This is a genomic window from Sphingomonas sp. AC435 (assembly GCF_979253005.1).
Genome location: NZ_CEEDCJ010000003.1, coordinates 343,451 through 361,039, shown reverse-complemented (window position 1 = coordinate 361,039; position 17,589 = coordinate 343,451). Strand labels below are relative to the sequence as shown.

Below are 17,589 nucleotides of genomic sequence, written 5' to 3'. Positions count from 1 at the left end.
CAGTACTGTGTCCCCGCCTGCGCGGGGACACAGCCCGGTTCAGCCGTTCAATACTTCCAGCAGGGTCGAGCCCAGCTCCGACGGAGACGCCGCGACCTTGATCCCGGCGGCTTCCATCGCCGCGATCTTGCTCTCGGCATCGCCCTTGCCGCCCGACACGATCGCGCCGGCATGGCCCATGCGACGACCCGGAGGCGCAGTGCGACCCGCGATGAAGCCGGCCATCGGCTTCTTGCGGCCACGCTTGGCCTCGTCGATCAGGAATTGCGCCGCCTGCTCCTCGGCATCGCCGCCGATCTCGCCGATCATGATGATCGACTGCGTCGCCTCGTCGGCGAGGAACAGTTCGAGCACGTCGATGAAGTTGGTGCCGTTGACCGGATCGCCGCCGATGCCGACCGCGGTCGTCTGGCCGAGGCCGGCGTTCGAGGTCTGGAACACCGCCTCATAGGTCAGGGTGCCGGAGCGCGAGACGACGCCGACCGAGCCCTGCTTGAAGATCGAACCGGGCATGATGCCGATCTTACACTGGCCGGGGGTCAGCACGCCGGGGCAGTTCGGGCCGATCAGGCGCGACTTCGATCCCGACAACGCGCGCTTGACGCGGACCATGTCGAGCACCGGAATGCCTTCGGTGATCGTGACGATCAGCGGGATCTCGGCGTCGATCGCCTCGAGGATCGAATCCGCCGCGAAGGGGGGCGGCACGTAGATCACCGACGCGGTCGCGCCGGTCTTCGCCTTCGCCTCGGCGACGGTGTTGTAGACGGGCAGGCCGAGATGCTCGGTGCCGCCCTTGCCCGGCGTGACGCCGCCGACCATCTGCGTGCCGTATTCCAGCGCCGCCTTGGTGTGAAAGCTGCCGGTCTCGCCGGTCATGCCCTGGGTGATGACCTTGGTATTGCGGTCGACGAGGATGCTCATTTGATCTCCAATCCTGTCCACCCCGGCGAAGGCCGGGGTCCAGTCGGGAAGACGATCATGGTAGAGCGATACGGTCGTACAGGTCGGCCCAGTCGGGGTTCAGCCCTTCGATCTCTCGCACTTTCCAGTCTCGCTTCCACCCTTTCATCTGCAGCTCGCGCTGCCTTGCCGTTTCCCACTCGCCACACGCCTCGTACCAGACGAGCAGCTTGCAATCATAACGCTTGGTGAAACCGGGAACGACGCCGTTACGATGTTCCCAAATCCGCTTCACGAGATTCACCGTCGAACCCAAGTAGAGCGTACCGTACCGGCCGCTGGCCATGATGTAGACGAAGGCTTGCCTTTCCATCACGTCCTTCAACCAGACTGGACCCCGGCCTTCGCCGGGGTGGTAAGCCCCTCCGGGTTCGGGTTAGTTCAACGACCCGTCGATGCCCTTGCAAGCCACCAACAGTTCCTTGACCGCATCGACGGAAACCTGGAAATTGCCCTTGGCCTCCTCGTCGAGCGCGATCTCGACGATCTGCTCGACGCCGCCGGCACCGATCACGACGGGAACACCGACATACAGGCCGTCCAGCCCATACTGGCCGTCGACATAGGCGGCGCAGGGCAGCAGGCGCTTCTGATCGAACAGATACGCCTCCGCCATCGCGATGCCGCTGGTCGCGGGCGCGTAATAGGCCGAGCCGGTCTTGAGCAGGCCGACGATCTCGCCGCCGCCGCCGCGCGTGCGCTTGACGATCGCGTCGATCTTCTCCTGCGTCGACTTGCCCATCTTGATGAGGTCGGGGACGGGGATGCCCGCGACGGTCGAGTACTGGACGACCGGGACCATCGTGTCGCCGTGGCCGCCGAGCACGAAGGTCGAGACGTCCTTCACCGACACCTTGAACTCGTCGGCGATGAAGTGGCTGAAGCGCGCCGAGTCGAGCACGCCCGCCATGCCGACGACCTTGTGCGTCGGCAGGCCGGAGAACTCCCGCAGCGCCCAGACCATCGCGTCGAGCGGATTGGTGATGCAGATCACGAACGCGTCGGGGGCGTTGTTCTTGATACCCTCGCCGACCGCCTTCATCACCTTCAGGTTGATGCCGAGCAGGTCGTCGCGGCTCATGCCGGGCTTCCGCGCGACACCGGCGGTGACGATGATGACGTCCGCGCCGGCGATGTCGGCGTAATCGTTCGAGCCCTTGATCTCCGCGTCGAAGCCTTCAACGGGCGCGCACTGCGAAAGATCGAGCGCCTTGCCCTGCGGCACGCCCTCGACCACGTCGAACAGGACGACATCGCCGAGCCCCTTCAGGGCCGCGAGATGGGCGAGCGTGCCGCCGATATTACCGGCGCCGATCAGCGCGATCTTCTTGCGGGCCATCCAATCCTCTTCCGGTCTACAGGCGTGATGGGATCAGCCGCATAGGCGCATCTGCGGGGGGGCACAACCGCTAAACACCGGCCTTCCTGTTAATCTTTGATAATGGTTCGCAGTATCTTTAAGATCACGTGCGGGCGAGCGAGGCGCTGGTGACGAGCCCTTTCGGATCATACGCGATGCGATACGTTTCGAAGCTCGGGCCTGAGGCGCTCCGGCCCAGATAGTAGACATCCGCTGCTGGCCCGGTCGAATCGGGCTCGCCGAGCAGGTCGCGGACCCGTTCTTTTGTCGCGCCGGGAGAGACGCCGGCAGCGGCAAGGTCGCCGACCATCGCGCCGCGCGCGTTCTTGCCGTCGTAATTCCCTTTTTCCTGCGCCCAGCGATCCTTATCGAAGCTCATCTGCCCTCCACAGGCTGGTGTTGCCGCGACCAGCAGCGCGACGATAGCGAAGCGCGCGAACCCGGTCACGCTGCTCGAAGCGCCCGGTGCCGTCACGAGCCGTTTGCGCTCGCATCGCCCCTGGGGATGCCGATCGCCCCCGGCACCGCGATCGATGGCGTCATTCCGTGGTCGCCGCGTGCGACGTCGTCGCTCCACGCAAGTTGTTCGCGTCATCATTTAACATCATGGCCCAGTGTTTTGACATCTTCAGCCAAGGTCATGCTCCGGCTTTCAGCGACGTCCTCGGCACGATAGCCGACCATTCGAGTGATCCGGAACATCCCGCCGAAATAGTTACTGCCAGCTGCTGAACCGCTGACCTCATAGACGATACCGACCTTGAGCCTTTCGGCAGGCTTGCTTGCAGCACGACCGGGCAGCCGCCCGAAAAATAACGGCGCCCCCCCGGTACAAGCCCGCGCTTCTGAATGGTCATAGTCGACTTTCCAGACGACCCTACCCGACACTTGCTCGCTAACCTCAACATCGCGGATGCAGCCCAAGGCGTTGTCCAGCGGTACAAAAGCAAGGCGACCGTTTATAAATCGCGCGCTCAATTCCGTTGATTGCGAGCAACCGTTTAGCAGAGTCACCGACAGACTAAGCACCAGAGTTTTGCAAAACGCCATAAGAGACGACGTTACGTCAACGACATGGAACCGGCAAATATCCTACGCTTCAACCACGGTCTCGCCATGCCCGGCGCACAGATACTCATCCGACCGCATCTCTTCGAGGCGGCTGACGGTGCGTTCGAACTCGAAGCGCCCGTCGCCTATGGGGTAGAGTTGGTCGGGCTGGGCATCCGCGGCGGCGAGCAGCTTGACCTTGTGTTCGTACAGCGCGTCGATGAGTTGAACGAAGCGCGCGGCCTCGTTGCGGTTGTCGGGGCCGAGCTTCGGAATACCGACGAGGATGACCGTGTGGTAGCGGCGGGCGATCGCGAGATAATCAGCCGCGCCTTTCGCCTCGCCGCACAATTTCTTGAACGAAAACACTGCGACACCCTTCAGCGTCTTCGGGACGCGCAGCATGCGGCCCTGCACCGGCAGGTCCTCCGACGGGATCGGCTCCGTCACCTCGTGGTCGGTCAGGCGGAAGAAGGCGGCCGACAGGTTGGCGGTCGACTCCGGACCGTTCGGTACCAGCCATGTGTCCTGCGATCCCAACCGGTCGCGGCGATAATCCACCGGGCCGCGCAGCGACAGCACGTCGAGCCGCTGCTCGATCAAGGCGATGAAGGGCAGGAAATGCTCGCGGTTGAGGCCGTTCCGGTAGAGGTCGCTCGGGGCGCGGTTGGACGTGGCGACGATCGTCACCCCCGCGCCGATCATCGCGGTGAACAGCCGCGACAGGATCATCGCGTCGGGGCTGTTCGTGACCATCATCTCGTCGAACGCCAGCAGCCGCGCCTCCTCGCCCAGCGCGGCGGCGACGGGGAGGATCGGGTCGCCGACCTCCTTGCGCCGCTCCACGGCGATGCGGCCATGCACCTCGATCATGAATTCGGAGAAGTGGACGCGCCGCTTCGAGGGGATGTCCAGATGCTCGAAGAACAGGTCCATCAGCATCGACTTGCCGCGTCCGACATCGCCCCACAGGTACACGCCGCACGGCGCTTCGGCGCGACGACCGATCAGGCGAGCGAACAGGCCGGTCTGCGGCGGATGCTCCAGCGTGGTCGCGAGCGCGTCGAGCCGGCGGGCGGCACCGGCCTGCGCCGCATCGGGGCGGAGTTCACCGGCAGCGACGAGCGCATCATAGGCGGCGAGGACGTTGGGCATGCTGGTTCGCTTCTTCGGGTCCGCTCGCCTCACGGGAGCGCTTGAGGTACGGATTTAGACCTGGGCGATCAGCCCATCGCTGCGCACTGACGACGATACAGTGGGAAGTCGAGGCCGTCCGGTGCTCCGCAGCTTTCGATGCGGTCCCGCGGAGGTGGGAGGCCAGTGATTTTGCCCGAGCGGGCGATGTGCCCACTGTCAGCGCCGACATGCAGAAGCGGCGGCGGAGCAGGGACGGTGGCGGTTTCCCCGGTCGGTCCCCGGAGACCAGCGTGCCGCCCGATCCGTCCGACTAGCGCAGCGTCGGCTTGCGCACCGTCCCGGAAAATGCCGCGACCTTCGTCTCGCCCTGTACCACCAGACCACGCAGGAACAGCAGGCGACCCGTCTCGCGCAGCAGCTCGACCTCCGCATCGAGCGGCTCGCCGATCGTGCCGCCACCGATGAACTGTGTATCAAGACCGAGCGTCACTGCCGTACCCGCCTCCAGCAAGCCGAACGCGCGCGCGCCGGCGAAGAGTGCCACGTCGATGAACGCGAGAATCGCACCGCCATGCACATTCTCGCGGAGGTTCGAATGCCGGCGCTCCGGATGCATCCGCACGCGGGCGCGACGTGCCGGTCCCTCCCCTTCGACCCGGTAGGCGATCGACCCCAGCAGCGCGTTGAAGCGTGTGCGGTCGACCGCGTCCCAGCTCCGCCAGCCGGGCTCGCCCGGCAGTTCGGCATCGACGAAATGCTCGTGCACGGGCGTCAGACGACCCGCTCGGCTTCCATCTTCTTGATCTCGGCGATCGCCTTGGCGGGGTTCAGACCCTTGGGGCAGACGTTCGCGCAGTTCATGATCGTGTGACAGCGATAGAGGCGGAACGGATCCTCCAGCTCGTCGAGCCGCTCGCCCGTCATCTCGTCCCGGCTGTCCGCCAGCCAGCGATACGCCTGCAACAGGATTGCCGGCCCGAGGAACTTGTCGCTGTTCCACCAGTAGCTGGGGCACGAGGTCGAGCAGCAGGCGCACAGGATGCACTCGTACAGGCCGTCGAGCTTGTTGCGATCCTCGGGCGACTGCAACCGCTCCTTGCCGGAGGGCGGCGGCGTGACGGTCTGCAACCACGGCTTGATCGAGCTGTACTGCGCGTAGAAGTGCGTGAAGTCCGGAACGAGATCCTTGACGACGTCCATGTGCGGTAGCGGTGTGATCCGCACCTCACCCTTCACGTCCTCGATCGCCGTCGTGCAGGCGAGGCCGTTGCGACCGTCGATGTTCATCGAGCACGATCCGCAAATACCCTCGCGACAGGAACGGCGGAACGTCAGCGACGAGTCCTGCTCGCTCTTCATCTTGATGAGCGCGTCGAGCACCATCGGTCCGCACTCGTCGAGGTTGACCTCGAAATTGTCATAGCGCGGGTTCTCGCCGCTATCGGGATCGTAGCGGTAGACCTTGAATTTCTTCAGCCGGCCCTGCGTGGTCGCCGGGTGCGTCGCGCCCTTCTTGACGACGCTGTTCTTGGGCAGGCGGAATTCGGCCATGAAACTTTCCGATCGAGGAGGTCGGTTCGCGTTACATCACGGGGGGGCGCCGGGCCAACCCCCGTTTTCGCGTTCAGATAACGTCGAGCACCAGACCGAGCGATCGTGCCTCCTCCGCCTCGATGTACCAATTGGCCGGCGCCTTCTTCAGCAACTGCTCCATCATTACGCCGGTGCCGCGGATCAGGTCCTCGAACCCCTCGTTCTGGATGTTGATCGAATCCTCGATCTCGTGGAGCTTGGCCTTCAGGATCGCGGACAGGCCGTTCAGCGGACCGTTGAGCTGGATTGTCGACTGCATCTGCCGTTCGTGGATCATCACGCGGCTGTTCTTGGTCAGGAAACGGCTGTCGGCGGGAAAGGCCGCCATGAACGTCGCGCCGGCGGAATAGACCGCGACCTTGCCCAGGAACAGCGTCTCGCGGCCGGTATACTCGCGCAGCAGCCGGATCGAGTCGCCCATCGCCCGCGCCATCTCCGGGTCACCGCCCAGCGTCGTCAGCGACACGACCAGCGGTCCGTCCTGCGGCGCGGCGAGCAGTTGATCCTTGAAGGTGGCGTACATCGCTTCGTTCACCGGTCCGTAAAGCTGGATGTGCGGTTCGGCGAGCAACGGATAGTTGCGCGCGTTGCTGGCGGGAGAAGTGTCGGTCATGGCGCGCCGAACCGCCCGTCGCAGGACAGGTTCCGCAGACGCACAGATTATGCCCTATGCGATTTCACTTATGTAACTATTCCAGCATCTTGGGCGGAACCACCCTGCCAGCTCCCGGTTGCCGTCGCAGCATCTGCCGAAGGAACCTGCATGCCCGTGACACTCAAACCACTCGCCGACCAGGTCGTCGTCATCACCGGCGCCAGTTCCGGCATCGGCCTCGCCACCGCGCGGACGGCAGCGCGGGCCGGTGCGAAGGTCGTGCTGGTGGCGCGATCGGAGGACGTCCTGCGCGACATCGTGGCGGAGCTGGAGGCGGAGGGTTACTCGGTGGCGTTCAAGGCGGCGGATGTCGGCGACCGCGAAGGGCTGGAGGCGGCAGCGGCGCATGCGGTCGAACGGTTCGGCCGAATCGACACGTGGATCAACGATGCCGGCGTCGCGATCTACGCGAAGCTGCTGGAGACGCCCGACGACGAGCATGAACGACTGTTCCGGACCAACTATTTCGGAACGGTGCACGGGTGTCAGGCTGCGGTCCCTCATCTGCGCAAGCAGGGCGGCGCTCTCATCACCGTCGCATCGATCGTGTCGGACATGGCAAGCCCCGTGATGGGCGCGTATGCGGCGTCGAAGCACGCGGTGAAGGCCTATGTCGAAGGACTGCGGATGGAATTGGCGGCTGCGGGCGAGCCGATCGTGGTGACGCTGGTGAAGCCGTCCGGCATCGACACGCCGATCGGGCAGCACGCCGCGAACCACGAGGGCGGCGAGGCACAGATTCCGCCCCCGGTCTACGATCCGCAACTGGTCGCCGATGCAATCCTCGACTGTGCGGTCCACGCGCGGCGTGAAGTGACCGTCGGCGGCGCGGGCCGGATGCAGGCGCTGTTCGCGGCGCATTTCCCGGCCTTGTACGAGAAGCTGGCCCCGATCGCTGCGCGCAGCTTCGTCGATCGCGACAAGGAACAGCCCGGACCCAGCAACCTGGAAAGGGGAGTGCGCGCCGGCGAGGTGCGGTCGGGCGAACATCCGGCGGCGCGCAGGACCAGCGTGTACACGGCGGCGGCGCTTCACCCGAAGACAACGGCGGCTATCGGGGTCGTGGCGGTGACGGCGGCGGTGCTCGCGGGACGGCGGCGTCGATCAGCCCGTTAGAACATTGTGCTGCCTTAGGCGTGATGCCATATCGACATTATGGAAACCTCGCTGCGCAAGATGGGCAACTCGATCGGCATGATCGTGCCGAAGGCTGCTTTGGCGGAGATCGGCGCTACGCTTGGTGCGCGCATGAAGCTGAGAGTGGATAACGGCGTGCTCATTGCGGAGCCGGTGGCCGCACCCGTGAGAGCCGGTTGGGCGGAGGGGGCTGCAATCGTCGGTGCAGAGGATGACGCCGCCGAGTGGCGCACCTTCGGCAATGATGGCGATACCGAACTGACATGGTGAAGCGCGGCGAGGTCTGGCTCGCGGCGCTGGACCCGACGCTCGGCAGCGAAATCCAGAAGACGCGCCCTTGTCTGATCGTGTCACCCGACGAAATGAACACGCATCTGCGCACTGCCACGGTGGTACCGTTGACCAGCGGCAGCCGCCCCGCCCCGTTCCGGGTAGCGGTGACGTTCAAGGGCAAATCCGGGCTGCTGCTCGTCGATCAGATGCGGACGCTCGACCGGGTGCGGCTGGTCAAACGGATGGGCCGCGTGGATGCAGTCATTCTGCGGGAGACGTTGGCGGTATTGCGGGAAATGTTCGCACCGTGAGATGCCCGTCTTCTCCGATTTGGCCACCCAGCCTTACGGACAAAGGACCCGGTCCAGTTCGGGTAAAGTCGGTGAGCATCACAGAGTAGATGAAAGCTGCACCCCGGCCTTCGCCGGGGAAGATCGTGATTTTAGCGCTACCCGCGTTCCGGCGTAAAAAAAAGAGGCGGCCGCCATGGGCGACCGCCAATCCCTCAATACACCCGCTTCTTCGGCTTGATGTAGGCGATGTCGTCGGTCATCGTGTAGTCGTGGACCGGCCGGTAGTCGATCGCGACGTTGCCGCCGGTCCCGCCCCAACCGTCGAACGTCGTCAGCGTGTGCTTCATCCAGCCGGCGTCGTCACGGTCCGGGAAATCTTCGTGCATGTGGGCACCGCGGGATTCCTTGCGGTTTTCGGCCGCCTTGATCGTCACCGACGCCTGCGCCATCAAATTGTCGAGTTCCAGCGTCTCGACGAGATCGGTGTTCCAGATCAGCGAGCGATCCTTGACCGACACGTCCTGCATGCCGGCGTAGATCTTCTCCATCTGCGCCACGCCCTCGGTCAGCAACGCGGTATCGCGGAACACCGCGCAATGCTTCTGCATCGTGCGCTGCATCTCGATCCGCAGCTTCGCCGTGGGCGAGCCGCCCGCGGCGTGGCGAAACTTGTCGAGCCGGCCGAGCGCCATTTCTTCCGACGCCTTCGGCAGCGGGTTGTGCGGCGTGCCGGGCTTCAGCTGATCCTTGATCCGCAGGCCGGTCGCGCGACCGAACACCACGAGGTCGATCAGCGAGTTGGAACCGAGGCGATTGGCGCCGTGAACGGAGACGCACGCCGCCTCGCCGACCGCGAACAGGCCGGGGACGATGCTGTCGGGATCGCCGTCCTTCAGACGCACGACCTCACCGTGATAGTTGGTCGGGATGCCGCCCATATTGTAGTGGACGGTCGGCGTCACCGGCAGCGCCTGACGCGTCAGATCGACGCCGGCGAAGATCTTGCCCGTTTCGGTGATACCCGGCAGCCGCTCCGCCAGCACCTTCGGATCGATGTGATCGAGGTGGAGGAAGATGTGGTCCTTGTGCTCGCCGACGCCGCGACCCTCGCGCATCTCCATCGCCATCGAGCGCGAGACGACGTCGCGCGACGCGAGGTCCTTCGCCGACGGAGCGTAACGCTCCATGAAACGCTCGCCCTCGGAATTGGTCAGGTAGCCACCCTCGCCGCGCGCGCCTTCGGTGATCAGCACGCCCGCGCCGTAGATGCCGGTCGGGTGGAACTGCACGAACTCCATGTCCTGCAACGGCAGGCCGGCGCGCAGCACCATCGCGTTGCCGTCGCCGGTGCAGGTGTGCGCCGACGTCGCCGAGAAATAGCAGCGGCCATAGCCGCCCGTCGCCAGCACCACCTGATGCGCGCGGAAACGGTGGATCGATCCGTCTTCCATGCACAAGGCGATCACGCCGCGGCAGACGCCGTTTTCCATGATCAGGTCGAGCGCGAAATACTCGACGTAGAAGTCCGCGTCGTACTTCAGCGACTGCTGGTACAGCGCGTGCAGCATGGCGTGCCCGGTGCGATCGGCGGCGGCGCAGGTGCGCTGCACCGGTGGGCCTTCGCCCATGTTCTGCATATGGCCGCCGAACGGACGCTGATAGATCGTGCCGTCCTCGTTGCGGCTGAACGGCACGCCGGCATGTTCCAGCTCGTAGACCGCCTGCGGGGCTTCGCGGCAGAGATACTCGATCGCGTCCTGGTCGCCGAGCCAGTCGGAGCCCTTGACGGTGTCGTACATGTGCCACGACCAGTGGTCGGGCGAATTGTTGCCGAGCGAGGCCGCGATGCCACCTTGCGCCGCGACGGTGTGCGACCGTGTCGGGAATACCTTGGTGATGCAGGCGGTCTTTAGGCCCGCCTCGGCGATGCCCATCGTCGCGCGCAGGCCGGAGCCGCCCGCGCCGACGACGACCGCGTCGTAGGTGTGGTCGATGATCTTGTAAGAGGCGGCCATTATGCAGCGGCTCCGAAGGTGATCTTCAGGATCGAGACGATGGCGATCGCGCCCAGCCCCACCACGAAGAAATTGAGCAGGATCATGAACACGACGCGGCTTTCGTCGTGCTGGTAATCCTCGATGACGGTCTGGAGGCCCATGCGGAAATGCCAGAACACCGACAGGACGAGCAGGATCATGGGGATGGCGACCCATGCGCTCTCCATCCACAGGCGCATCGTCGTATAATCATAGGCCGGCTGGCGCAGGATCGAGATCAGCAGCCATGTCATCAGCAGGAAGTTGGAGCCCGCGGTCAGGCGGTGCTGCCACCAATGGTGCGCGCCTTCCTTGGCGGAACCGAGGCCGCGCACGCGGCCGAGCGAGGAGCGCATCACTTGATCCCCAGATAGAGCCAGAACAACACGGTCAGCGTCACCGACGCGACCATCGTCAGCATGGCGTACATCTTGTTGGTCTTGAGTTCGTACCCGGCACCGGTGTCGAGCACGAGGTGGCGGATGCCCGTCATCATATGCTGGAACAGCGACAGCGTCAGGCCGATCGCAACGATATAACCCAGGATGTTGAGGCCGCCCGCCTCCACCGTGAACGTGTCGCGGAAGGTCGCGTAGCTCTCCGCACCGCCGGCCAGCGCCGCCAGCCACCAGACCAGCAGGCACGCACCGACCGTCGCCATGCCGCTGCCGGTGACGCGGTGGAGGATCGAGACCAGCATGTGCGGGCCCCATTTCCAGATGCCCAGATGCGGGGATAACGGGCGGGCGGGATTACGGGATGCCAAGGCGGATGGTCCTCGTCGCGGGTGAACGGCTGTTTCGTCCCGCCTATGATGCGATGCGCGCGGATGCAAGGACATGCCGACCGCCGCCCGGACGGGGCGTCGTGGTTCCTTACTCCAGGTTAACCTCTTTGCGATACGCCCCGTGCATCGCATTTCGGGGACACCGCCACGTGAATACAGACCTTCCAGTACCAGGGTCCGTCGCCGCCGTCATGGACATCGGCGCACGGCTGCGGGTGTTCGACTTCGACGAGTCGATGATCGCGTCCGCCCGTGCCTGCTGGACGATCCTGGAGCCGGACGCGCGCCCCATCGCCCTCGCCTATTGGCGGCAATGGCAGCGGTGTTTCGGCGAGACGATCGACTGGGCCCCGCATGAGGTCGAGAAGATGGTCGAATTGGGCTGCGTGTTCCTGCGCGACCGGTTCCTGTCGACCGCGCAGCGCGGCTGGATCGAATCGGTCGAGCGGTCCGTCGCCGCGGCCTTCGCCGCCAAGGTGTCGCCGATGGCGCTGCTGTCGATGATCGCCGCCAGCGACCGCGCCGCGCTCGACGTGCTGTTGTCGAAGGTGGAGCCGATCGATCCGCAATTGCCGCTGATGATCGGCGTGCTCAGCCGGCTATCGATGCTGGAGAGCGACGTCACACTTGCCATCTACGAAGAATATAACGAGCATGTCCGCCGCGTCGCCCGCGACCGGCTGGCGGCCGATTTCCGCGAGGGGATCGCGCTGACGGTGGAAAGCGCCACCGACGAGGGTCGGGCGCTGCGTGAGCGCACGGTGCGCAGTTCCAACGCCACGCGCGGCATGCTGGGCAAGGCGTCCGAAGTCGCCGCCGCCGCCGAACAGTCCGCCGTCGCGATGCGCGAGGCGGCGCAGACCGCCGCGGGCCTGATCCGCGCGATCGAGGATGCCCGCAACGAAGTCGAGGCCGCTGCCGAGATCGCCACCCGCGCCAGCGCGCAGGCGAGCCAGGCGGTCGGCATGTCCGAAACGCTGTCCGACCACGCCAAGTCCATCGAGTCGATCCTCGGCCTGATCCGCGACATCGCCGGCCAGACCAACCTGCTGGCGCTGAACGCCACGATCGAGGCCGCCCGCGCGGGCGATGCCGGCCGCGGCTTCGCCGTCGTCGCGCAGGAGGTGAAGTCGCTCGCCTCGCAGACTGCCCGCGCCACCGACGACATTGCCGCCAAGATCGCCGCGATCCAGTCCGCCACGCGTTCCACGGTCGAGACCAACGCGTCGATCAAATCCACCGTCGCGGAGGTGCAGGAAAGCGCCGATCGTATCCGCTACGCGATGGAGGCGCAGGCGCAGACGGTTACCGCGATCACCGCCGCCGTCGACGAAACCGCGCTGGCCGCGGACTCGATGTCCGGCACGATCACCGCGATCCGCGAGGATACCGAAGCGGTCGCGACCGAGATCGACTGGGTCGGCCGTGGCTTCGACATTCTCGACAGCCGCCTCGGCAGCCTGAAGACCAGCGCCGGCGACTTCGTCGCCAAAGTCGCCGCCTGAGCCGGCAGCACCGTCGTGCCCGCCGCCGCCCTGCTTCGCGAACAACGCTCCATCGCAGAGCGCGTCCGTGACTATGACTGGGACGGGGTGGTGGGCCCTGCCGGGCGGACGATCGCCGAACTGCTGGCCGTCGAGGCGACGACTGGCGGCATCAGCATCGCATTCTGGAATTGCTACACGTCCGATCCGGCGACCGCGCACATCCGCGCGCACTTCACGGCCGATCGCATGGCCGCACTGTACCGGCGCAGCGCCGAATACGGCCAAGCCATCTACGGTGCGCCGTTCGCCGATGCGTGGGAGCAGATGGCGATCCGGCACGCGCAGGAAACCGTCGCCGCCGGCGTGCCGCTACGGGTCCTGCTGAAGGCGCTGGCGCTGTCGCATTCGGCGACGTTGAAACTGATCGAACAACAGATCACGGACGCTGCGCAGGTCTGCGTCCTGGCCGATGTCATCCAGCGCATGGCGCTGGTCGAGGCGGATGTCATGGCATCGCACGTCCGCGGCATGGACGCCCGGCAGGAACGGGACCGACGCATCGCGCGCGACACCGCGTTTCAGGAACGGATCGCAGGCACCATCCATGACACCGCCACGCTCGGGGCACGGCTGCGCGTGCAGGCCGCGGATGCCGCGACCTCCACCCGCCGCGTGCTCGACCGCACCGGCGAGGTGGCGAGCGCGGCCGAACAGTCGGCCATCGCGATGCGGGAGGCGGCGCAGACTGCCGCCGGGCTGATCCGCGCGATCGAAGCGGCCCGCAACGAGGTCGAGGACGCCGCCGACATCGCCACCCGCGCCACCGAACAGGCCGGTCGTGCGGTCGGCATGTCGGAAACGCTGTCCGATCACGCCAAATCCATCGAGTCGATCCTCGGCCTGATCCGCGACATCGCCGGTCAGACCAACCTGCTCGCCCTGAACGCCACGATCGAGGCGGCGCGGGCGGGCGACGCCGGCCGCGGCTTCGCGGTGGTCGCGCAGGAGGTGAAATCGCTCGCCTCGCAGACCGCCCGCGCCACCGACGACATCGCCGCCAAAATCGCCGCGATCCAGTCGGCGACCCGCTCCGCCGTCGACACCAACGCCTCGATCCGCGCCACGGTGGTGGAGGTGCAGGCGAGCGCCGACCGTATCCGTCAGGCGATGGAGGCGCAGGCCGGCACCGTCACCGCGATCACCGCGTCGATCGACGAGACCGCGCTGGCCGCCGATTCGATGTCCGGCAGCATCGCCGGTATCCGCCAGGATACGCAGGCGGTCGGCGGCGAGATCGACGCGCTCGGTCGCGGCTTCGGCACCGTCGACGACGAGCTCGCGCGGTTGCAGGCGGCCGCGGACGATTTCTCCGCCAAGGTGGCCTAACCGTCTCGCGCGCGATAAGCCGCGCGCATGACGATACTCCTCACCGGATCGAGCCGCGGCATCGGCGCGGCGATCTTCGACACCCTGACGGCGGCTGGCCAGTCGGTGATCGGCCACGGCACCGCCAGCGGCATCCCGGCCGACTTCGACGAACCCGGCGCCGCGCCCGCCTTGTGGCGAGAGGCGCTGACCCGCGCGGGTGGCGAGATCGACGTGCTCGTCAACAATGCCGGTGTATTCGAGGCGACGCCGCTGGACGACGACGATTGGCTGGCGGGCTGGGAGCGAACGATGCGGATCAACCTGACCGCCGCCGCCGAACTGTGCCGTTTGGCGGTGCTGCACTGGCAGGAACGCGGCGTTGCGACCGGGTTCAAAGGGGGCCGGATCGTCAACGTCGCCAGCCGCGCGGCCTACCGCGGCGACTCGCCCGCGCACTGGCATTATGCCGCGTCGAAAGCCGGCATGGTCGCGATGACCAAGACGATCGCGCGCGGCTATGCGGCGCAGGGCATATTGGCGTTCGCGGTCTGCCCCGGCTTCACGATGACGGGCATGGCAGACGATTACCTCGCCAGCCGCGGCGGCGACAAGCTGCTGGCCGACATCCCGCTGGGTCGCGTCGCCGCCCCGGACGAAGTCGCGGCAGCCGTGAAGTTCCTCGCGCTCGATGCGCCGCCGTCGATGACGGGCGCCGTGCTGGACGTGAACGGGGCTAGTTATGTCCGCTGAGAGTCCGCCAGAAAAAGTGCGAAGCGGTTTTTCGTCCGGCGGCGCGACCCAACAGGAAAGCTGGAAAATCACCCTGCCCTGCACGCGCGCGGAGGCAGAGGCGATCGACGCGATCGGGGAGCTGCCGTTCGACGCGGTGCTGATGACGACCGAGGTCGTGCTGGACGATGCGGAGGCGTGGCGGCTGGACGCTTATGTCGAGCACCGGCCCGACGCGGCACTGCTGGCGGCACTGGCCGATCTGGCGCCGAGCGCGGCGGGCACACAACCGGAGATCGAGCAACTCGGCGACGAGGATTGGCTGACGATGAGTCAGGCTGGGCTGGAACCGCTGCACGTCGGACGGTTCTTCGTCCACACCGGCGATGCCGAGCCGCCGGCCGGCACGCGCGCCTTCCACATCGCGGCGGGGCGCGCGTTCGGGACGGGGCATCACGAAACGACCAGCGGCTGTCTGGCGATGCTGGATACGCTGGCGAGCGAGGGGCGCCATTTCGCGAATGTCTCCGACATCGGCACCGGCACCGGCCTGCTCGCCTTTGCGGCGGTCGCACTCTGGCCGGAGGCGGCGGTGACGGCGACCGACATCGACCCCATCGCGATCGACGTCACGCGCGACAATGCCGCCGCGAACGCCATCGCGGTCGGCGACGGCGCGGGGGCCGTAGCGCTGATCGTGGCGGACGGCACGCTGGACGACGGAATCGTGGCGCGCGCACCCTATGATCTGGTGATCGCCAACATTCTTGCCGGCCCTCTGATGTCGATGGCCCCCGAACTGGCAGCGATTGCCGCACCGAAGGCGACGATCCTGCTCGCGGGACTGCTGGAAACCCAGCGCGAAACCGTCGTCGCGGCCTATGCCGAATGCGGCTGCACGCTGGAGACGGTCGACCGCCGCGGCGACTGGAGCGTACTGCGCCTCACCGCCGGGGCGGAGCGGTTCGTGCCGTCCGCGCCGTTTGATCCCAAGGGCCGGGACGGCTGGGCGCTGGACATCTGATATTCGCGCGAGGACGCGAAACCTACGCCTTCCCCCGAGCATAAGCCTGCGTCCCGCGCGTCACCACCTCGTCCCCCTCGACGATTTCCGCGACGGGGATGTCCGGCAGCTCCTTCAGCGCTTCGTACAGCGGCGCGAAGTCCGTCTCTACCGTCAGCCGCAGCAACTCGTCGAAGCTGGGGATCACGAAGTAGTTCTGCTGGAAATCGTCGATCCGGTATTCCGTCCGCATCACCCGCGCCAGATCGAGCACGATCCGATTCGGCGACGGATCGTCCAGCGCGAAGCGGCTTTCCGAAAAGCTCGACACGATGCCCGAGCCATAGATGCGCAAGCCCTCCGGCTCCGCGATCAGCCCGAACTCGACCGTGTACCAGTACAGCCGGCCGAGATACTTGAGCGCATCCATCCCCAGCGCGCGCTGACCGCCCCGGCCATAGGCGGCGAGGTAATCCGCGAACACCGGATCGGCGAGCATCGGCACATGCCCGAACACGTCGTGGAAGATGTCCGGTTCCTGCAAATAATCCAACTGGTCGGGTCGCCGGATGAAATTCCCCGCGACGAAGCGGCGGTTCGCCATATGGTCGAAGAACACGTCGTCCGGCACCAGCCCCGGCACCGCCACCACCTGCCACCCGGTCAGCGCCATCAGCCGATCGTTGAGGGCGCGGAAGTCGGGGATGCCCGGCTTGTCGAGCTTCAGCACGTCCAATCCCTTCAGCCACGCGTTCGACGCGCGGCCGGGCAGCAACGTCGCCTGACGCGCGAACAGCGTGTCCCACGTCGCATGCTCTTCGGGCGTGTAGCGGTCCCAATGCTGGTCGATCGTCCAGTCCGCCCCAGCCCCCTCGGGCGGACGGTCCATCACATGCGTTTCCTGTTCCATGCGCTTGCCCTAGCATGCCCCCTCGACATGGGGAATGTGAGCATCCGAAACGCACGCATGAGGAGCGCGGTTGCCTGGGCGAAGCGGATCGCCGCCGGGCTTGCGTCGATCGTGATACTTTACCTGATGGTGGGGCTGATCGGCGGTGCGATCCCGGTCAACCGCGGCTGGCGCGAGCCCGCAAGCGGCGTGACGATTTGGGTGGAGTCCAACGGCATCCACACCGGCATCGTCGTGCCGAAGGTCGCGGCAGGCGTCGACTGGCGCGCGCTGGCGAAGCCCGGCGACCTCCGCGATCCGCGATATGCCGGGTACGATCATCTGTCGTTCGGCTGGGGAGAGCGTGCCTTTTATCTGGAGACGCCGACCTGGTGGGACGTGCGGCCCGCCACCGTGCTCGCCGCGGCGATCGGCAGCGCGCGGACGCTGGTCCATGTCGACCACTTGCCCGCACCGGTCGAAACCGCCAGCGTCCGCCGCCTCGTCGTGACGCCCGACCAATATCGCCGCCTCGCTGCCTATGTCGCGGCGAGCGTAAAACCCGACGGCAGCATCGAACCGGGCTATTTCGGCTATGACGCCTTCTACGAGGGCACCGGCCGCTACAGCGCGGTGCGGACCTGCAATAGCTGGACCGGCGCTGCGCTGGCGGCGGCAGGTATTCGCGTCGGCGCGTGGACGCCGTTCCCGGTGACGGTGCTGTGGTGGTTCTAAGCCCTCTTAGTCATTGCGAGCGCGGCGTAGCAATCCCGTGCCGCGAGCAAAGGTCTGCATTGCTTCGTAGCGCCCACGATGACGTTGCGTTGGA

Annotated in this window: 21 protein-coding genes; 8 read left to right on the top strand and 13 right to left on the bottom strand. The window is 66.2% G+C overall.

Annotated elements, in window-relative coordinates; all coding sequences use genetic code 11:
* Positions 1 to 39 precede the first annotated feature (39 nt).
* From sucD to AC0CH8_RS08090, 9 genes are all read right to left on the bottom strand, one after another.
* Positions 40 to 924 (bottom strand): succinate--CoA ligase subunit alpha, encoded by an 885-nt coding sequence (gene sucD, locus AC0CH8_RS08130; RefSeq protein WP_055845745.1) that lies wholly within the window; start codon positions 922 to 924, stop codon positions 40 to 42.
* A gap of 55 nt (positions 925 to 979) precedes the next feature.
* Complete coding sequence (locus tag AC0CH8_RS08125; RefSeq protein ID WP_465239592.1) at positions 980 to 1,276, bottom strand: GIY-YIG nuclease family protein; 297 nt, start codon at positions 1,274 to 1,276, stop codon at positions 980 to 982.
* A 63-nt stretch (positions 1,277 to 1,339) separates the two neighbouring features.
* Positions 1,340 to 2,302, bottom strand: a complete 963-nt coding sequence (mdh, locus tag AC0CH8_RS08120) for a malate dehydrogenase (RefSeq protein ID WP_465239440.1) — start codon at positions 2,300 to 2,302, stop codon at positions 1,340 to 1,342.
* Between the two features lie 124 nt (positions 2,303 to 2,426).
* The gene (locus tag AC0CH8_RS08115) at positions 2,427 to 2,702 is read right to left on the bottom strand and encodes a hypothetical protein (protein WP_465239439.1); all 276 of its coding nucleotides are present in this window, start codon (positions 2,700 to 2,702) and stop codon (positions 2,427 to 2,429) included.
* 215 nt (positions 2,703 to 2,917) lie between these two features.
* The gene (locus AC0CH8_RS08110) at positions 2,918 to 3,373 is read right to left on the bottom strand and encodes a hypothetical protein (protein WP_465239438.1); all 456 of its coding nucleotides are present in this window, start codon (positions 3,371 to 3,373) and stop codon (positions 2,918 to 2,920) included.
* Positions 3,374 to 3,415: 42 nt separating this feature from the next.
* Positions 3,416 to 4,528 (bottom strand): cell division protein ZapE, encoded by a 1,113-nt coding sequence (gene zapE, locus AC0CH8_RS08105; protein WP_465239437.1) that lies wholly within the window; start codon positions 4,526 to 4,528, stop codon positions 3,416 to 3,418.
* Between the two features lie 292 nt (positions 4,529 to 4,820).
* Positions 4,821 to 5,276: a PaaI family thioesterase gene (locus AC0CH8_RS08100; RefSeq protein WP_465239436.1), complete on the bottom strand. Its 456-nt coding sequence runs from the start codon at positions 5,274 to 5,276 to the stop codon at positions 4,821 to 4,823.
* Between the two features lie 5 nt (positions 5,277 to 5,281).
* Positions 5,282 to 6,061 carry a succinate dehydrogenase iron-sulfur subunit gene (locus AC0CH8_RS08095; protein WP_204195944.1) on the bottom strand — a complete coding sequence of 260 codons (780 nt, stop codon included), beginning with the start codon at positions 6,059 to 6,061 and terminating at the stop codon, positions 5,282 to 5,284.
* A 73-nt stretch (positions 6,062 to 6,134) separates the two neighbouring features.
* A complete protein-coding gene (locus tag AC0CH8_RS08090; RefSeq protein ID WP_465239435.1) occupies positions 6,135 to 6,716 on the bottom strand; it encodes a ClpP family protease in 582 nt (193 codons plus the stop codon).
* A gap of 150 nt (positions 6,717 to 6,866) precedes the next feature.
* Between AC0CH8_RS08090 and AC0CH8_RS08085 the strand changes: the two genes are divergently transcribed.
* From AC0CH8_RS08085 to AC0CH8_RS08075, 3 genes are read left to right on the top strand one after another with little or no spacing between them, the layout of a single operon-like run.
* A complete protein-coding gene (locus AC0CH8_RS08085) occupies positions 6,867 to 7,874 on the top strand; it encodes an SDR family oxidoreductase (protein ID WP_465239434.1) in 1,008 nt (335 codons plus the stop codon).
* 39 nt (positions 7,875 to 7,913) lie between these two features.
* Positions 7,914 to 8,165, top strand: a complete 252-nt coding sequence (locus tag AC0CH8_RS08080; RefSeq protein ID WP_465239433.1) for an AbrB/MazE/SpoVT family DNA-binding domain-containing protein — start codon at positions 7,914 to 7,916, stop codon at positions 8,163 to 8,165.
* Positions 8,159 to 8,479, top strand: a complete 321-nt coding sequence (locus tag AC0CH8_RS08075) for a type II toxin-antitoxin system PemK/MazF family toxin (protein ID WP_465239432.1) — start codon at positions 8,159 to 8,161, stop codon at positions 8,477 to 8,479. The genes AC0CH8_RS08080 and AC0CH8_RS08075 overlap by 7 nt, the downstream gene beginning before the upstream one ends.
* Before the next feature lie 194 nt (positions 8,480 to 8,673).
* On the opposite strand, the gene sdhA is transcribed toward AC0CH8_RS08075, so the two are convergent.
* From sdhA to sdhC, 3 genes are read right to left on the bottom strand one after another with little or no spacing between them, the layout of a single operon-like run.
* On the bottom strand, positions 8,674 to 10,476 hold the full coding sequence (sdhA, locus tag AC0CH8_RS08070; protein WP_465239431.1) for a succinate dehydrogenase flavoprotein subunit: 1,803 nt from the start codon (positions 10,474 to 10,476) through the stop codon (positions 8,674 to 8,676).
* A complete protein-coding gene (gene sdhD, locus AC0CH8_RS08065) occupies positions 10,476 to 10,853 on the bottom strand; it encodes a succinate dehydrogenase, hydrophobic membrane anchor protein (RefSeq protein ID WP_204195949.1) in 378 nt (125 codons plus the stop codon). Before sdhD ends, sdhA begins: the two co-directional genes overlap by 1 nt.
* The gene (sdhC, locus tag AC0CH8_RS08060; RefSeq protein ID WP_204195950.1) at positions 10,853 to 11,263 is read right to left on the bottom strand and encodes a succinate dehydrogenase, cytochrome b556 subunit; all 411 of its coding nucleotides are present in this window, start codon (positions 11,261 to 11,263) and stop codon (positions 10,853 to 10,855) included. Before sdhC ends, sdhD begins: the two co-directional genes overlap by 1 nt.
* A gap of 212 nt (positions 11,264 to 11,475) precedes the next feature.
* Here sdhC and AC0CH8_RS08055 point away from each other — a divergent pair, with 212 nt between their 5' ends.
* From AC0CH8_RS08055 to AC0CH8_RS08040, 4 genes are read left to right on the top strand one after another with little or no spacing between them, the layout of a single operon-like run.
* The gene (locus AC0CH8_RS08055; RefSeq protein WP_204195951.1) at positions 11,476 to 12,789 is read left to right on the top strand and encodes a methyl-accepting chemotaxis protein; all 1,314 of its coding nucleotides are present in this window, start codon (positions 11,476 to 11,478) and stop codon (positions 12,787 to 12,789) included.
* A 15-nt stretch (positions 12,790 to 12,804) separates the two neighbouring features.
* Complete coding sequence (locus AC0CH8_RS08050; RefSeq protein ID WP_465239430.1) at positions 12,805 to 14,157, top strand: methyl-accepting chemotaxis protein; 1,353 nt, start codon at positions 12,805 to 12,807, stop codon at positions 14,155 to 14,157.
* A gap of 27 nt (positions 14,158 to 14,184) precedes the next feature.
* Positions 14,185 to 14,889: an SDR family NAD(P)-dependent oxidoreductase gene (locus tag AC0CH8_RS08045; protein ID WP_465239429.1), complete on the top strand. Its 705-nt coding sequence runs from the start codon at positions 14,185 to 14,187 to the stop codon at positions 14,887 to 14,889.
* Between the two features lie 16 nt (positions 14,890 to 14,905).
* Entirely contained in the window at positions 14,906 to 15,892 is a 987-nt protein-coding gene (locus tag AC0CH8_RS08040) for a 50S ribosomal protein L11 methyltransferase (protein WP_465239428.1), read from the top strand.
* Between the two features lie 22 nt (positions 15,893 to 15,914).
* On the opposite strand, the gene phhA is transcribed toward AC0CH8_RS08040, so the two are convergent.
* The gene (gene phhA / locus AC0CH8_RS08035) at positions 15,915 to 16,781 is read right to left on the bottom strand and encodes a phenylalanine 4-monooxygenase (protein ID WP_465239427.1); all 867 of its coding nucleotides are present in this window, start codon (positions 16,779 to 16,781) and stop codon (positions 15,915 to 15,917) included.
* Positions 16,782 to 16,838: 57 nt separating this feature from the next.
* On the opposite strand from phhA, the gene AC0CH8_RS08030 reads away from it, so the two are divergent.
* Positions 16,839 to 17,495: a TIGR02117 family protein gene (locus AC0CH8_RS08030; RefSeq protein ID WP_465239426.1), complete on the top strand. Its 657-nt coding sequence runs from the start codon at positions 16,839 to 16,841 to the stop codon at positions 17,493 to 17,495.
* Positions 17,496 to 17,589: the final 94 nt, after the last annotated feature.

What these genes read in the sequence shown, in the direction of transcription:
- AC0CH8_RS08090 (WP_465239435.1), bottom strand. Translation starts at nt 6,716, where the DNA reads ATGACCGACACTTCTCCCGCCAGCAACGCGCGCAACTATCCGTTGCTC.
- sucD (WP_055845745.1), bottom strand. Translation starts at nt 924, where the DNA reads ATGAGCATCCTCGTCGACCGCAATACCAAGGTCATCACCCAGGGCATG.
- AC0CH8_RS08055 (WP_204195951.1), top strand. Translation starts at nt 11,476, where the DNA reads ATGGACATCGGCGCACGGCTGCGGGTGTTCGACTTCGACGAGTCGATG.
- mdh (WP_465239440.1), bottom strand. Translation starts at nt 2,302, where the DNA reads ATGGCCCGCAAGAAGATCGCGCTGATCGGCGCCGGTAATATCGGCGGC.
- AC0CH8_RS08085 (WP_465239434.1), top strand. Translation starts at nt 6,867, where the DNA reads ATGCCCGTGACACTCAAACCACTCGCCGACCAGGTCGTCGTCATCACC.
- zapE (WP_465239437.1), bottom strand. Translation starts at nt 4,528, where the DNA reads ATGCCCAACGTCCTCGCCGCCTATGATGCGCTCGTCGCTGCCGGTGAA.
- sdhD (WP_204195949.1), bottom strand. Translation starts at nt 10,853, where the DNA reads ATGCGCTCCTCGCTCGGCCGCGTGCGCGGCCTCGGTTCCGCCAAGGAA.
- AC0CH8_RS08045 (WP_465239429.1), top strand. Translation starts at nt 14,185, where the DNA reads ATGACGATACTCCTCACCGGATCGAGCCGCGGCATCGGCGCGGCGATC.
- AC0CH8_RS08110 (WP_465239438.1), bottom strand. Translation starts at nt 3,373, where the DNA reads ATGGCGTTTTGCAAAACTCTGGTGCTTAGTCTGTCGGTGACTCTGCTA.
- AC0CH8_RS08075 (WP_465239432.1), top strand. Translation starts at nt 8,159, where the DNA reads ATGGTGAAGCGCGGCGAGGTCTGGCTCGCGGCGCTGGACCCGACGCTC.
- AC0CH8_RS08115 (WP_465239439.1), bottom strand. Translation starts at nt 2,702, where the DNA reads ATGAGCTTCGATAAGGATCGCTGGGCGCAGGAAAAAGGGAATTACGAC.
- AC0CH8_RS08125 (WP_465239592.1), bottom strand. Translation starts at nt 1,276, where the DNA reads ATGGAAAGGCAAGCCTTCGTCTACATCATGGCCAGCGGCCGGTACGGT.
- phhA (WP_465239427.1), bottom strand. Translation starts at nt 16,781, where the DNA reads ATGGAACAGGAAACGCATGTGATGGACCGTCCGCCCGAGGGGGCTGGG.
- AC0CH8_RS08095 (WP_204195944.1), bottom strand. Translation starts at nt 6,061, where the DNA reads ATGGCCGAATTCCGCCTGCCCAAGAACAGCGTCGTCAAGAAGGGCGCG.
- AC0CH8_RS08030 (WP_465239426.1), top strand. Translation starts at nt 16,839, where the DNA reads ATGAGGAGCGCGGTTGCCTGGGCGAAGCGGATCGCCGCCGGGCTTGCG.
- AC0CH8_RS08080 (WP_465239433.1), top strand. Translation starts at nt 7,914, where the DNA reads ATGGAAACCTCGCTGCGCAAGATGGGCAACTCGATCGGCATGATCGTG.
- sdhA (WP_465239431.1), bottom strand. Translation starts at nt 10,476, where the DNA reads ATGGCCGCCTCTTACAAGATCATCGACCACACCTACGACGCGGTCGTC.